Genomic DNA, 16,249 nt, shown 5'->3' with positions numbered 1-16,249 from the left:
AAATTATATTTTGTTTTACTGACTTGGTTTCAAAATTTATAAATGGTTGTTTTATTAGTAAAAAATATGATTGCATTTTTAAGCAGAGATGACTAATATTTCTACGTTTATACCAATCAAAAAAGCATCGGTAATTGTCAAAATTTGAGGAGTTTTTAAGCTGCACGGTTTCTACTTTAGGCCAGACAAATCATCCCTTATTCGCTCCTGGATTAAGCTAAACAAACTCATCTCAGCTAATTTTCTGGGATGAGTTTTGGTAGATATGGGATCATCCATCATCTTTTTATAAATAACACACAAACAAATTCATGAAAAAAACATTATTCATTAATCTGCTGCTGCTCTGTTTTATTGGCAGCCAGGCACAAACCATTCAGTTAAAAACTGAAGACCTTGCACTGAACATTTCCAGCTCGGGGCAAATTACAGCCCTATTAAACCCTAAAACAGGCAAGAATTATCTGCCTGCCGGTATACAGGCACCTTTGCTAAAAATCCGTTCTGGTCAGCAATGGGAAGAACCTGCGCAGGCTGCATTTAATAACAAATCGGGCATAATTGCGCTGCGTTTTGGGAACTCAAAAACTACTGCCGATATTAAGATCAGCCAAAAGAAAACCCATCTCGCTTTTGAATTGATTCGTTTAAGTGCCGATAACGAAGTAAACGCGGTAATTTGGGGGCCATATCCAACCCTAATTGGTAAAACCATTGGCGAAGTGGTTGGTGTGGTACGCGATGGCACTTACGCAATCGGATTTCAGGCGCTAAACGTTAAAACGCTGGGCGGCGTTTTAAATAATACCGAAGGTGCTGATTATTCAAGAGGATCGGTAGCCGTAAGTCAGCCCTATGGAAGTAGCTTGCAGGCCTTTAGTCTCGATAGGTCAAAAGACAGAAAGTACACTGTGTGGAACCACTATCCAGATATGCCGGTTAAGGCTATTGCCAATGAAACAACTATAGGGTCGAAAATTGCACTTTTTGGAGCACCGGAAAATGAGGTATTGACCCGTATTGGAGCGATTGAGCTTGCCGAAGGTCTTCCGCACCCTTTAATTAGCGGTGTGTGGCACAAACAATCGCCAGAAACAGGACGAGCCTACCTGATTTCCGATTTTGATGAAAGCAATATCGATTCCATGTTGAATTATACCCAGCAGGCAGGCTTAATGTCGCTTTACCAGGAAGGTCCTTTTCAATCCTGGGGGCATTTTGTTTTAAATCCTGTTGCCTTTCCGCATGGTAACGCCGGTATGAAAGCCTGTGTGGGTAAAGCTTCCAAAAAAGGTATCCGCATTGGGGTGCATACCCTTAGTAATTTCGTAAATACCAACGATCCTTACGTTACACCGGCACCCGACAAACGACTTGCTTTAACCGGCACTTCTGTAGCAACCGAAAATATAGCTCCAACAGCTACTGAAATTGCGGTTGAATCTGCCGAATATTTTAAAAATATAAAGCCAAGTACTTTACATGCAGTAGTTATTGGCGATGAAATTATCCGTTTCCGTGAGGTAACCGCAACAGCCCCTTACAAATTACTTGATTGCCAGCGCGGGGCTTATGGTACAAAGGCAGTTGCACATACCAAAGGCACAACAATTGGGATGATGATGGATTATCCTTACAACACGCTTTTTACCAATTTTAACCTTCAGCAGGAAATAGCCGGTAACTTAGGTCGTTTTTTTAACGAAACAGGGATTTCGCAAATGGATTTCGACGGACATGAAGGCTGTTTATCGGCTGGTGAAGGCGATTATGGTATGCAGGCTTTTGCTGAAAAAGTTTTTAAAGATACCAAACACACATTGGTAAACGGCACCAGCCGCTCGAGCCATTATTACTGGCACATTTGTCATTACTGGAATTGGGGAGAGCCCTGGTATGGTGGCTTTCGCGAATCGCAGGGCGATTACCGGTTAGAAAATCAGCCTTTTCTCGAGAGAAATTACATGCCTAATATGCTGGGTTGGTTTTTACTTTCCTCAACAACCACGGCAGAAGATATTGAATGGATGATGGCCCGTGCTGCAGGTTACCATGCAGGTTTTGCTTTGGTTGCCCGCTATAAAAACCTGCAAAAAAATCCGAATACCAGCCAGCTACTGGCACTCATTAAACTTTGGCAGGAGGCTTACAGAAAGAATATTTTCAATGCCGATCAGCTTACCAGATTAAAAAATCCTGAAAACGATTTTCACCTCGAGCAAAATAGTCAGGGATGGAAATTGTATCCCTTTAAAAAAATCAAATTTGAACATGCCAAACAACTGCTTCAGCCCGGACAACCAACTTTTTCTGAGTGGCAATTTACCAACAGCAATGCCGAGCAGCCTTTAAATTTTACACTTACATTTACGGGTAAAGAAGGGGTAATCCGCAATCCATGGCTCGAACTGGATGGTTATTTTAAGCTCGAACTACCCGGCGAATTTGAAGCCGGAAACTCCATTGTATGCAATGGCACCACGGTGAAAGTGTATAACAGTAAAGGTGGCTTTAAAAAAGAAATAACTTTGAAACAGGCGATTCCAAGCTTAAAAAATGGTAAACATACCATCAAATTTGATTGCGAATTTGCCGAAGATAGTGAGCTCACCAATAGGTTTATCATTAAAACAATCAGCAATGCAGAGGTGATTGCGAATAAATAATTTTATCGTAGTGGTCTGTGTCCGCACAGACCACTATTAATAACCGTCTCTTGTTGCTTTTGTTCTGGTAATATGTGCATGGACAGACCACCAGACATCAACAAACTAACTTACCTGGAAAACCTTCCTCCCCAAACTTCACTACCGCTTCATCCCGCTAACTGTCTAAGTCAGCTGGCAATATGCCTGTTTCACTGTTTTATGGCTGTTTTTTACCTGCTATGCCACTAGTTTTGGGTATACAATCAATAAATCAATCCTTAAAAACAATAAACATGAAAAAATTATCAATCCAACAACGTGCAGGTAAATTGGCCAGAACAGCCATGTATATTTTAGGACTTCAGTTAATTGGTTTTGGCTCGGCACATGCTGCACAAAACAATTTAACCGACAGCAACACGCTGGCCGAAAAACCATTGGCAGCAACAAAACACATTAATGCAGGCGTACTGGATGTAGGTTATGCCGAAGCTGGTCCGGTTAACGGAGAAGCTGTGATCCTTCTTCATGGCTGGCCATACGATATCGATAGTTATACCGAAGTAACGCATATTCTTGCTGCAAAAGGCTATCATGTATTCGTTCCCTACTTAAGGGGCTACGGTACCACCCGCTTTCTTTCTGCTGCTACGCCCCGCAACGGACAGCAATCGGCAGTTGCCGTTGATATTGTAGCCTTTATGGATGCCCTGAAAATTAAAAAAGCCATTTTGGGTGGCTATGACTGGGGTGCGCGAACAGCAGATATCGTGGCAGCGCTATGGCCTGAACGCGTTAAAGGATTGGTATCAGTGAGTGGCTATTTAATTGGTAGTCAGGCAGGAAATGTGGCTCCGCTAGCACCAAAAGCAGAGTTGGCCTGGTGGTATCAGTTCTATTTTGCAACAGACCGTGGTGCAGCAGGTTATGCCGCCAATACCAAAGCTTTTAATAAACAAATCTGGCAGCTGGCCTCCCCAAAATGGAATTTTAGCGATGCCACTTACGAACAATCAGCAAAAGGTTTTGATAACCCTGACCATGTACAGGTAGTGATTGACAATTACCGCTGGAGATTAGGCTTAAGCAAAGGAGAAACCAAATACGATGCACTTGAAGCAAAGCTGGCTACTGCACCAGCCATATCGGTACCTACAGTAACCTTAGAGGGCGATGCTAATGGTGCTCCACACCCTGAGCCTGCACAATATGCCAATAAATTTACCGGTAAATATGTGCACCATACCATTACAGGAGGCATTGGTCATGTTTTACCTCAGGAAGCACCACAGGCTTTTGCAGATGCCATCATTGAGGTTGCAAATATGGCGCGATAGTTATGATTTGCTGTTAAAAATCAGATCCATAATCATCGTTTTTCTGGCAGTAATCAGTTCATCAAAAGCTCCGTCTGAAAGTTGAAATAACTGTTTGTATAACGGAGCCATAATCAGCGGATAAGATAATAACGAAAAGAGGTTCATCAGGAATTGAGAGGGAGGCATTGCTTTAAGATTGCCCGAATCCATTTCCTGTTGTACTTCGCTTAAAAAGCTTTTAACAGGTACTGAATCTATATTTCCTACCAGCTGTTTCCCCAATGTGTTGATTTCGGTAACCATAAAAGTTTCCTGGTAGGGGAAAGCCATCATATCCTTTAAAAATACTTCGATCAGAAATTCTACCTTTTGTTTGAAAGGTTTAGCCGATACCATACATTGGTTGAGGCGTTCGCTCAAACCGTGCATGGCTTCCTGAAAAACAGCCGCAATCAGTAAATCCCTCGAACGGAAATAATAATGTAGCGATGTACGGTTTACACCTGCAGCATCGGCAATTTCCTGCGTTGTGGCATGCAGTTTACCCTCGGCAAAAATAAGCCTTTTGGTAGTATCCTTAATCAGTTGTTCCGTTCCGGTATTTTTAAGTGGCATGTTATTGTTTATTCTTCTAACTTAAATTTAGTTGGCTGTTTATACCAATTTCGCTGATAAAATAGGCATCATGCGAGATCACCAGCAGCGTTCCTTCATAGTTTTTAACAGCTGCAGTAAGTACCTCCAGGCTCTTCAAATCAAGATTGTTGGTCGGCTCATCTAAAATAAGCAAATCAGGTTTCAGGTTACTTACCGAGAGACAACAGAGTGCAAGTTTCATTTTTTCACCTCCACTCAATCCTCCACATTTCCGGTCGAAAGCCGTCGCATCAAATTGCGAATATACCAACATTGCCCTGATTTCATGTTCCTGCAAGCCTATCGAATTGTATTCCTGCATCTGCTCATAAATGCTTAAATCAGCTTTAATCATGGCATAATCCTGATCGAGGTAAAGATAGGAAAAATCGCTGGGGCTGTAGTTTCCCTGCATGGGCTGAAGCTCACCTGTTACTACTTTGAGTAAAGTGCTTTTGCCCGAACCGTTTGCACCTTCAATCTGCATCCGTTCTCCTGATCGTAGCTGAAAACTGATCGTTTGTTGCAGCAAAGGCAGGGTATATCCAAAGTTGATCGCCTGCGCATCAATCAGCAACTTGCCATGATGCATTTCGGAAGCTGTGATATTGATTTTTAATACCTGATACTGCTGAATTTGCGATCGTGTTTCCTGCATGTGTTCTTGCAAGCCTGTTATCTTTTCGTTTTGTGCATCAAGCACTTTAGCCGTACTACGTTCTGATTTGCTCTTTAATCCACCTGCAATAATACGAGGAAGCGAATTACTTTGTCCGGCACTTTTGCCACGCTGCTCTTGTTTTTGGCGCTGATAAGCTACATCGCGGGCTTTCTTTTCTGTTTGTTTAAGTGTTTTGGCCTGTTCGTTAAGCTGTGCATGCAAAGCATTAACTTTTTCCAGTTTTTGTTGCTGATAGAACTCAAAATTGCCACCATAAACTTCAATACCCTTTTTGCTCAGTTCGAGCGTTTTGTTCATCAGGTTAAGCAGGCTTCTATCGTGACTAACTACCAGAATGGTTGCCTTGCTCTGCTCAATAAGCTGGTACAGTTTGCTGCGGGTTTGCGTATCCAGGTGGTTAGAAGGTTCATCCAGTAAAATCAGTTCGGGCTGGTGCAGGTCAATACTGGCCAGGAAAATCTTTGTTTTCTGCCCGCCACTTAAGCCACCAAGTAACTGATCGGTTGACAAATGTTCCAGTCCCCATTTTTTGAGCGCCTGACTTACTTTCTGTTCAATTTCCCAATCATCGTCCAGATTAGTAAAATGTTGCGAATCGGCATCGCCACCCAATATCGCTTGTAAAGCTTTAAGTTTTTGATCAATGCCCAACGCACGGCCAATAGTATACTGATCGTATTCGCCTAAATGCTGTGGAATGTACCAGGGTTTTTCCGGAGTAATAATTTCGCCCGAACCAGGTTGCATAGCACCAGCGAGCATTTTAAGCAGGGTTGATTTGCCTACACCATTAATACCAACCAATGCTGCTTTATCGCCACTAGCAATGTTCAACGAAAGGTTATTGAAAAGCTGTTCGTTATCGGGATGCGTATAAGAAAGGGATCGGATAATTAAACTCATAGCAGCTGAATATTTATGGCTACAAAGGTATTATTCTTTTTTGTTTAACAAAAATGTTAAAATAAAAAAACAGAATAAAATCTTGAAATTGTCAACACAAGGAATTGATCACAGCCAAAATATTTTTTACTGTGGTATCGAAAAAAGGCAAGGAAATGTATTGTCTCTTAGCCGGAAAGTGGCAGGTGGGAGAAGTCGAGGACCGTTTGCAGATGCTTACTGCACTTAGGTAATTGAAGGCTGTTTAAAGCCTGTAATGCAAAAAAAAGCGGAACTCACCCGGATAAGGAGTTCCGCTAATTTATAAGGATTTTATCCTTTTTTAAAGTGTTTGTTCAACGCATTTTGCACTTTAGCCACATCTGCTTCGATGGCTTTGGTTACGCCTGCATCTAATGCTTTGATAAAATTAGGTGTAACCTGAATAGAAGCTGCATCGTTTACAATAATCAGTTCAAGTGGATTAGCACCAAATTTTAGCGGCGCTTTTAATTTAGAAACCTCTTTTTCAACGTTTTTGCTAAACTCATAGCTATCGCTCAATTCATCAAAACAGTCGCGTGCAGCCTGAAATACCAGTTCGGTTTCGATATCCAGGCCATTTATAATGATGGTGGTAGCTTCAAGCTCTTTTTTCAAACCTTCATTTCCTTTAACAGTAGTATGGATGGTTTGCAGCGGTTCCAGTAAATCTTCGCTAATCACGATTAACTTTTTATCGGTGATTACAATTTTTGCTTTGTTGCCGCTTTCATCAAATAACTGCTCTACGTGGATGATATCGTTACCATCTTTAACAACAGATACACTTTGCGATTGCTTTTCAACTTTCGAATCGGCAATGGCATTCTTTAGTACGTTTACCAGATAATCGAGAACCGGATATTGATTAATTTCAGACATGTATTTAATTTTTTTTGCAAAGATAGGTTTGCAAACGGATCAAAGAAGTTTTAAAAAGATTTTTTTTGGAAGCAGGACAATACAGGATGAAACTAAATAATTTAATTTTTAATTTTAGGTTTAAGCATCCCTAACCAAATTGATATGAGACTTAGCCATTTAACTTTTCTTGCTTTTTTAACCCTGCTCACCGTTTCCAGTTTTGCACCCGATAAACAGTATGCCCAGCGCCTGGGGATCATGTCGGGCCTGGGGCAGGATAGCATTGCCCATGCAGGTGGTTTTACCATGATTGGCGAATCGGTAAGGAAAATGCTTGCTCCCAGTCTAACCGATGAGGCATTTAATGCCAATCTGAAACAGATGAAAGCTGCCCGGTGTAAAGTAACTGTATGTAACCTGTTTTTTCCGGGCAATATTAAAATTGCAGGTCCTGACGTGGTAGAGGCCAGGGTTTTATCGTATGCCGATTCAGTACTTTCGAGGGCCGGACAGGCGGGGGTAAAACTGATTGTTTTGGGTAGCGGAGGTTCGCGTAATATTCCTGCAGGTTACGATTTGGCCAAAGCACAGACTGACTTTATAGCGCTTTGTAAAAAAATAGGACAACTTGGAGCAAAACACAAAGTGATTATTGCACTCGAAAACCTCGAAACCACCGAAACCACTTTTATTACTTCGCTTAAATCGGCGGCTGATATCGTGAGAAGGGTAAATCATCCTAATTTCAGGCTGAATGTAGATATTTTTCACATGATGCGCGAAGGTGAATCGCCTGATGAAATACGGGCCGCAAAAGGGCTGGTAGGCTATTGCGAAGTGGCCGAAAAAGAAAAACGTACATTACCCGGGGTAATGGGCGATGATTTTAAACCTTATTTCCGCGCCCTGCGTGATATTAATTACAAAGGCCTCATTTTTATTGAAGGAAGCATCGGTAATGCAGCAGTAGAAATACCCGGCGCATATAAATATCTTGCTACACAACTGGCTGCTGTTGATGCAGAAAAAAGGTAAAATTTTAGTGTATATGGTTTGAGATTTAAATAATCGGGAGGATATTTATGCTTTTCTCCTTTTAATTGGGTTTTTATTGTTGCTAACCGTTAAAAGCTGGTGTAAAAATGCTTGATATTTTGAGTTAATTGGATATGTTTTTACTTTAAAGAGGTTTTTTAGCTGTTTTTGTTTTAATTACTTGCCATCAATATAAAACTATACCTGTTTTGCGCTAAATTTCGATATAAACTGATCGAATAATATTATCTTTGCAACCGATTGCGATGAACACTTACAGCTCATTTTCAGATAATGAACTAGCTTTCTTACTGACTAAGAATGATGAGCTGGCTTTTACCGAAATTTACAACCGTTTTTACGGCTTATTGTTTATCCATGCCAGTAAACGCCTCAACAGCGAGGAAGAAGCCAAAGATCTGGTACAGCAGTTATTCGAAACTTTATGGATAAAAAGGACTCAGGTTGCACCTGATGGTAATTTATCGGGTTATTTGTACGCCGCTACCAGAAACAGGGTGATTGACGTTTTTGCACACCAGAAAGTTGAAGATAAATACATAGGCTCTTTGCAAGGCTATCTTGATCAGGAACATGTACTAACCGATTACCTGGTACGCGAGAAAGATATGGCCGCTTTAATTGAACGAGAAATTGATGCCTTGCCGCCAAAAATGCGCGAAATTTTCCTAATGAGCCGTATGGAGAACAAAACCCATAAAGAAATTGCAGAATTACTCGGACTTTCTGAATTGACGGTAAAAACGCAGGTGAAAAGAGCATTAAAGATCTTACGTTCTCGTTTAGGTTTGGTTACCTACCTTATTTTTATGCTTAAAACTTATCATTAAGCAAAATATCTTGCAATTAGAAATGTAAAAAAAGTGATTTTTAGTTTTTAGGTGTCATATCTGCAAAATGACGAATCAATTTTTGTATCTCTGAGAAAAAAAAAATAAAAAAAATATATTTCTGCGTACCCCCAGGCTATACCCTTCGCCGTATATACATTAATCAGCCCTAAAAGATTATTGTTAAATGGAGAAAAATGCGAAAATATTGTTGGATAGGTACTTATCAGGTAATTGTACACCCGACGAAAAAGCAATTGTAGAACAATGGTATCTGCAACTTCCTTTTGAGGGTGAAACACCTCAGCAACATCGCATTAGCACTACACAAACTGAGGTTTGGGAGAAACTACAGCATGGGCGACAAAAGGCAAAACAAGTACTTTTATTTAAACGTATTGCTTTGGCAGCCAGTATTTTATTGTGCCTGAGTGTTGGCCTTTATCTGGCTATGCGCAACAATGAACCACAACAATTTACCGTGAGTGCCAAAAACGATATTAAACCTGGTCGCAATAAAGCCCTTTTAACCCTCGCCGATGGTTCTGTTATTGATTTAGATAATGCCAAACCCGGAGAAATAGCCGCACAAAATGGCATTATTGTGCGAAAAACAGCTAATGGTAAACTCGAATATATTGTTAAAGATGTAGCGAATGCCAATCAGGCCATCAGCACCAACTTAATTTCGACCCCAAGGGGAGGCCAGTACGAGGTAACTTTGCCCGATGGTACCAAAGTTTGGCTAAATGCGGCTTCTTCTTTAAAATACCCCTCATCATTTGCTAAAAACGAACGCAAGGTAGAGCTGCAGGGCGAAGCCTATTTCGAAGTAGCTAAAGATAAAAACAGACCCTTCAGGGTGGCAACCAATCAGCAAACGGTTGAAGTACTGGGCACACATTTCAATATCAATGCCTACAATGATGAGGCACAGGTAAAAACTACACTTTTAGAAGGTGCTGTAAATGTTTCCAGCGGTACAAACAGTTTAAAACTAAAACCTGGCCAGCAAGCCTTGCTTAACCAGGCTGATGCAAAACTTCGCCTCAACCCAAATGTGGATGTAGATAAAGAAATGGCCTGGAAAAACGATCTCTTTGCTTTCGATAATGATGATCTGAAAACCATTATGCGGCAAATATCGCGCTGGTACGACCTCGATGTGGTTTATCAGGGCAAAATAACCGACGAAAAATATGTGGGCGAAATCCCAAGAAACAGCAATTTATCCGAAGTATTCAAAATATTGGAACTTAACCACGTTCATATTGATGCCAAAGGTAAAGTGCTTACTGTATCTGGCAGTAAAACCAGGTAGACTTTGCCCGTCGCTAAAAAGGCAATAAACCAAACGATTAAATCAACTAATTAAACCAAACTGTATGATGAAAAAATTACCTGAAATCTAATTTCCTACCGCAAAAAAAAACCGAAAGCGCAGCAACGCTTCCGGTAGAAATTTTGGACACAGCAGCTGGGTTTCGAAGCAAGCTGCTATTTATTAACCTCATTCAAAACAAAGGTATGAAATTAACTACCCTTTACAACCCCGTATGCGCTATACGGAGGGTAAGGATTAAATTTTTATTGGTCATGAAATTGACTGCTATTTTATTACTGGCCGGTACTTTGCACATTTCGGCTGCTACATTTTCGCAAACCGTAACCATATCGCGTAAAACAGCTCCTTTAAAAACCATATTTAAGGAGATTAAAAAACAAACCGGTTACTTTTTCTTTTATAAAGGCGAGCTCCTGGAAGGAAAACCTGACGTTACTGTCGAGTTAAAAAATGCGACGCTGACTGAGGCTTTAAACCTGTCGTTAAAAGGGCTAAACCTCAACTTTAATATTGTAAACAAAACCATTGTAATCAGTAATAAAGACAACCCAACAATACAGCCTGTTACTGTAGCCAGCCAGATCGAAGTTAGAGGCAAGGTAGAGGATAAGGACAGCGGAGAAAGCTTACCCGGTGTTAATATTTCGGTTAAAAACGGAGCCAGTGTTGGCGTAACCAACGAGAAAGGTGAGTTTAAAGTAACTGTTGCCGAAGGTGCCATACTGGTTTTCAGTTACGTGGGCTATGATGTACAGGAAGTCAAAGTTAATAGTGTTAAAACGCTGAATATTAAGCTTGTTTCCCAGCAAACGCAGATGAATGACGTGGTAATTACCGGTTATCAAGCGATTAAGAAAGATAACTATACTGGTAATGCCATCACGATATCAGGAGATCAGCTGAAAAGGGTAAATCCGCAAAATTTGCTTCAAAGTATCGGCACATTCGATCCATCATTTAAACTGATTGATAATAACCTTGCCGGTTCCAATCCTAATAGAATTCCGTCTATTAATGTCAGAGGTGCTTCGGCATTACCCAGTGGCGATGGTCAGGTATTGAGAAGGGATGAAATTCTTGGAACAGCAAATATGCCGGTTTTCATGCTTGACGGCTATGAGGTAAGTGTGCAGAAAGTATTTGATTTGGATGTTAACCGAATTGCCTCTGTTACCTCATTGAAAGACGCTGCTGCAACAGCTATCTACGGATCGCGCGCTGCCAATGGCGTAATTGTGATTACCACTAAAACACCTTTGGAAGGCAAATTAAGGGTCGAATACAATTACGAATTGAATCTAACTGCGGCAGATTTAAGCGATTATCAGGTTTTAGATGCAGCCGAAAAACTAGATTATGAAGTGCTGGCAGGATTATATAATTCTGCTAAGCAACAGGTATCTCAGGATCAGCTGGATGAAATTTATTACCACAAAAAAGCCAATGTTGTGGGTGGTGTTAATAGTTACTGGCTGTCTCAACCCTTACGCAATACGATCGGAAATAAGCATGCTGTAAATCTTGACGGGGGATCATCAGCCTTTCGATACAATGTTAACTTACGCTACCAAACAAGACCTGGAGCAATGAAGGGATCTCAAAGAGACCAGTATTCAGGCGGAATGAGTTTCCAGTACAATGTTAAGAAAATTCAATTCAGAAATGAGTTGTCGGTAACACAAGTGGGCGCCACTGAATCCCCATACGGTGATTTTTCCAGTTATGTAAAGATGAATCCCTATTACCCTTTGCAAGATGCGAATGGCATGGTAATGAGAATTTCGGATGTCTACGAAAAGCAGGACCGATCAAAAGAATATGTGTTTAATCCATTGTATGATGCCAGTTTAAGTAGTTTTAATAAATCTAAGTATACCGAAATCATTGATAACCTTTCTGCCGAACTGGAAGTGGCAAAAGATCTTAGGTTAAGGGCTCAGATGAGCGTAACCACCAGATCAAATGCCGATGATATATTCACATCTCCATTGGCAAATAAATATTATCTGTACACTGCAGATAAAATCGACGAAAAGGGAGAATATACCAATAGGGAGATGAAAGAAACCTATTGGGACAGTAACATCAGGCTAACCTGGTTAAAGCAGATAGGCGGTAATTATTTTAATGCACTAATAGGTGTAAACGCGAGGACAGAACTTCGTGATCAAAAAGAATTTACTGCAATCGGATTTGCGAACGACCGCTTTACCAGTATAGGATTTGCTAAAGGATATGCCGAAGATGGGAAACCATTAAGCAAGCTCGAAAAAGCACGGCTTTTCGGTTCTTTCATCACCATGAACTATTCCTATAAAAACCGGTACCTTATGGATGGAACTGTTCGTATCGATGGTTCTTCTAAGTTTGGTGTAAACAACAGATTGGCTCCATTTTGGTCGTTCGGATTAGGCTGGAATGTACATCAGGAGGAATTCTTTAAAGATAATAAAGTAATCAGCCAATTGAGAATAAAGGCTTCTACAGGTCTTACTGGTTCTGTGGAGTTTGATCCTTATTTATCAAGAACTATTTATAAATATAATACAGGAAACTGGTATTCAACAGGCATTGGTGCGAGTGTAAACAGTTATGGAAATGAAAACCTGGGCTGGCAGAAAACACGGATGACGGATATTGGTGTAGATATAGGGCTGTTTAAAGACCGTATCATGATTACGCCGAGGATATACAAGAAGTTTACCAAAGATATTCTGGCGGATATCACCTTACCTCCATCAACAGGCTTCTTATCTTATAAAGAAAACCTCGGGGATATGGAGAACAAAGGAGCGGAGTTAGGACTAACAGTAGATGCGGTGAGGAGCAAAGACTGGTCAGTAAACCTGAATGCTAGTATGGTTTCCAACAGAAATAAGGTGGTAAGAATCTCTAACGCATTAAAGAAATATAATGATAGGGCAGACGAACTGCAGTCGGTAAAACCAGGTGATGGCGGCTACAGAGGTATTCCATTACTTCGTTTTAGTGAAGGACAACCTTTTAATGCCATTTATGGCGTACCATCATTGGGTATTGATCCGGAAAACGGACGTGAGCTATACCTCAAAAAAGATGGAACCATAACCTACGATTATGATAAGCGGGATTACGTAGTAATTGGCGATCCTAACCCTAAAGTGAGCGGTTATTTTGGCGGAACGGTTAACTACAAAAGATTTAGTCTTTATGTACAGTTTCAAACCTTTTTTGGAGGTGATAAGTATAATTTAACCCTGGTGGAGCGTGTTGAAAATGCAGATCCACGCTATAATGTTGACAGGCGTGTTTTTGAAGAAAAATGGAAGAATTCTGGTGACCTTTCCTTTTACAAAAATATAGCTGATATCGGTGAGACTGATGTAAGTTCAAGATTTATTCAGCCTGATAATCTGATCAACCTTCAATCGGTTAACCTTTCTTACGATATGAGTAAAAAAATAGCATCTAAACTATCGATGTCAAGTTTGATGTTCCAGGTAACTGCAAACGACCTGGTGCGTTGGTCGTCGGTAAAAGAAGAAAGAGGTATTAATTATCCATTTACCAGGAGTTTAACCTTTTCTGTTAGAGCAGCTTTTTAAACTTTTTAATCACAGATTTAAAATAAAAAACATGAATATTAGATTATTAATCTGCCTTATTTTAGTAACAGGATTATTCAGTTCCTGTGAGAAATGGCTGGAAATTGAGCCGGAATCAGAAATCGCCGCCCCAATTTTATTCAGTACCGAAAACGGTTTCATGGAAGCAATAAATGGCGTGTATAATCGCAGTACCGAATCAGATCTTTATGGTAAAGAACTTACCTTCGGTACAACTGAGGTGTTGGCACAAAATTTTTCGATGCGCGATGACGGGCAAGATTACAGGCAAACCTCATTATACAATTATAAACATGGCGAGTTTATCAAACGGAAGGATAAAATATGGGCCGGTTTATACAATTCTATTGTGAACTGTAATTTGATTCTTGAAAATGTTGATACAAAAAGAAATGTTTTTACCGGTTCAAATTATGCCATTGTAAAAGGAGAAGCACTTGCTTTAAGGGCCTACCTGCATTTTGATCTGCTGCGTCTTTTTGCGCCATCGTATTTAAGAAATCCTGCTGCAAATGGAATTCCCTACGCCAACAAGTATACAAAAGAAATTACTCCAATGTCTACAGTGTCGCAAACCATCGATTTAATCATCAAAGATCTGGAAGAGTCAAAACAGCTTTTAACAGTAGACCCCATCCGGAGTGCCGGTTATATCGTAAACTATCCTTTGGTTAGCGATACGCTGAAAAATACAGAGGAGAAAAACGCCAGTCTTTTTTTACAGAACAGGAGGCACCGCATGAATTATTATGCAGTATGCGGAACATTGGCCAGGGTTTATCTTTATAAAAATGATAAGGTGAAAGCTTTGTCTAATGCTAAGGAGGTAATCGACTCTAAAAAATTCCCATGGACTGCAAAAAGTGATTTTGAAGCTTTTGAGGATTCTAAAAAAGACCGTATTCTTTACAAGGAGCTTGTTTTTGGATGGTACATACCTGGCGCTGCAAAAGAAATAAAAGACAATTGGTTTCAAAGTGGTACCAGAGGTTTTTATTTAATTGAAGATGCTGCTGATTATATCTATGAAAAGGCAACAGCCGGAGCAAGTGATTCACGCTACAAATACTGGTTATCTGCTACTTCAAATCAATCGTCTAGATCTTATGATATTGTTAAATACCGCAGAAACCCCTTAAGTGCAGAGGCAAATGCAAATCTACATTACCTGATGGCGCCCGCAATCAGGCTGAGTGAGATGTATTACATTGCTGCTGAGTGTTCGTACGCAAGCAATCCTGCAACTGCAGTAAATTACCTCACCCAGGTTCGTGAAGCCAGGCAAATTGGCGATCCTTTATCTATAAACAATGAAGAGGATTTATTAAAAGAACTCCTTAAAGATGCACGTAAGGAATGGTTGGCAGAAGGTCAGTTATTTTATATGTACAAAAGGCTAAACAGGGGTATTGTAGGGCAAACAGGCGTAGTTATTCCCCCTTCCGATAACATTTTCGTACTTCCATTGCCTAACGATGAAATCGTTTACGGTGGCAGATAAACAAGGTGAAATTTTATGAATAGCAAATTATGAAAATATATATATTAATATTCGCGGTATTCTGCCTTGCTTCCTGCAAGAAAGCAGAAGAGATGCGTTTTGATCACAGTGCCAATGTTTATTTCGATATTTACAATGGCGATAAAGACAGTATCGTAAGAACTTTTGCCTATAATCCCACATTAGCTCAGGATACCGTTTGGCTACCGGTACGTTTATCCGGAATAAGAACCGGTGAAGACAGAAAGTTTAGTGCACGGGTAGACGCTGATTCCTCTACAGCTAAGGTTGGTGTTCATTATGAAGCACTAAAATCACAATATTCTATTCTTCCTAACAGGGGGATAGGATACATTCCTGTAGTAATTTATAATAAGGATAAGGAACTCGAAAACAGATCGGTTTCGATACTGATCAAATTAACCGGCACACCAGACCTGGGCATCGAAAACCCGTATTTAATTAGGGCAAAAGTAGTATTCTCTGCAAAATTGGAAAAACCTGGTTGGTGGGATACCTGGCCGCTGCCTCCTTATTCGAGGACCAAACATGAATTGTTTATTCTGGTAACCGGACAAACCTCACTCTCGACTGATGGTCTGGACGCACCCAAAAACCTCTATTATATAGGTTTGTTAACCACGATGTTAAACAACCCTTTTAATTGGGTTACCAAAAATGAAGCAAAAGGATATGTAATTGAAGAGGTAACTGCTGGCAATACAGATAGCTACTATTTCTACAATAAAAAAAATCCGGCCAAAAAAACACTTTTGCGGAAAAATATGCAAAATGGCAAATACTATTTTATAGATGAAAACGGCAATGAAGTTATTTAA

General features: G+C 40.3%; 11 protein-coding genes. 8 read left to right on the top strand and 3 right to left on the bottom strand.

The genetic code is table 11. The features are described 5' to 3' along the window. Positions 1-311 precede the first annotated feature (311 nt). Positions 312-2,666 carry a hypothetical protein gene (locus OC25_RS00685; protein WP_052265855.1) on the top strand — a complete coding sequence of 785 codons (2,355 nt, stop codon included), beginning with the start codon at positions 312-314 and terminating at the stop codon, positions 2,664-2,666. Between the two features lie 275 nt (positions 2,667-2,941). Then, positions 2,942-3,985, top strand: coding sequence for an alpha/beta fold hydrolase (locus tag OC25_RS00680; RefSeq protein WP_039470665.1), 1,044 nt, complete (start codon positions 2,942-2,944; stop codon positions 3,983-3,985). Here OC25_RS00680 and OC25_RS00675 read toward each other — a convergent pair whose 3' ends face one another. The 3 genes from OC25_RS00675 to OC25_RS00665 form a co-directional block, all read right to left on the bottom strand. Then, entirely contained in the window at positions 3,986-4,582 is a 597-nt protein-coding gene (locus tag OC25_RS00675) for a TetR/AcrR family transcriptional regulator (RefSeq protein WP_039470660.1), read from the bottom strand. It lies immediately after the preceding gene. Between the two features lie 16 nt (positions 4,583-4,598). Then, positions 4,599-6,188 (bottom strand): ABC-F family ATP-binding cassette domain-containing protein, encoded by a 1,590-nt coding sequence (locus tag OC25_RS00670; protein WP_039470658.1) that lies wholly within the window; start codon positions 6,186-6,188, stop codon positions 4,599-4,601. Between the two features lie 312 nt (positions 6,189-6,500). After that, positions 6,501-7,091 carry a hypothetical protein gene (locus tag OC25_RS00665; RefSeq protein ID WP_039470657.1) on the bottom strand — a complete coding sequence of 197 codons (591 nt, stop codon included), beginning with the start codon at positions 7,089-7,091 and terminating at the stop codon, positions 6,501-6,503. 144 nt (positions 7,092-7,235) lie between these two features. Here OC25_RS00665 and OC25_RS26630 point away from each other — a divergent pair, with 144 nt between their 5' ends. From OC25_RS26630 to OC25_RS00635, 6 genes are all read left to right on the top strand, one after another. Next, positions 7,236-8,108 (top strand): sugar phosphate isomerase/epimerase family protein, encoded by an 873-nt coding sequence (locus OC25_RS26630; protein ID WP_052265854.1) that lies wholly within the window; start codon positions 7,236-7,238, stop codon positions 8,106-8,108. A gap of 266 nt (positions 8,109-8,374) precedes the next feature. Further along, on the top strand, positions 8,375-8,959 hold the full coding sequence (locus OC25_RS00655) for an RNA polymerase sigma factor (protein ID WP_039470656.1): 585 nt from the start codon (positions 8,375-8,377) through the stop codon (positions 8,957-8,959). Between the two features lie 187 nt (positions 8,960-9,146). Then, complete coding sequence (locus OC25_RS00650; RefSeq protein WP_039470655.1) at positions 9,147-10,280, top strand: FecR family protein; 1,134 nt, start codon at positions 9,147-9,149, stop codon at positions 10,278-10,280. 206 nt (positions 10,281-10,486) lie between these two features. Beyond that, positions 10,487-13,888, top strand: coding sequence for a SusC/RagA family TonB-linked outer membrane protein (locus tag OC25_RS00645; protein WP_245221829.1), 3,402 nt, complete (start codon positions 10,487-10,489; stop codon positions 13,886-13,888). A 31-nt stretch (positions 13,889-13,919) separates the two neighbouring features. Then, positions 13,920-15,410, top strand: coding sequence for a RagB/SusD family nutrient uptake outer membrane protein (locus OC25_RS00640; RefSeq protein WP_039470652.1), 1,491 nt, complete (start codon positions 13,920-13,922; stop codon positions 15,408-15,410). Positions 15,411-15,439: 29 nt separating this feature from the next. Next, positions 15,440-16,249, top strand: a complete 810-nt coding sequence (locus OC25_RS00635; RefSeq protein WP_082018462.1) for a DUF4843 domain-containing protein — start codon at positions 15,440-15,442, stop codon at positions 16,247-16,249.

Origin of the sequence: Pedobacter kyungheensis, from assembly GCF_000812965.1 — a bacterium.
In the GTDB taxonomy this organism is placed as follows: domain Bacteria; phylum Bacteroidota; class Bacteroidia; order Sphingobacteriales; family Sphingobacteriaceae; genus Pedobacter; species Pedobacter kyungheensis.
Note: the sequence above shows the minus strand (reverse complement) of the source record. Positions and strands in the feature narration are given on the sequence as shown.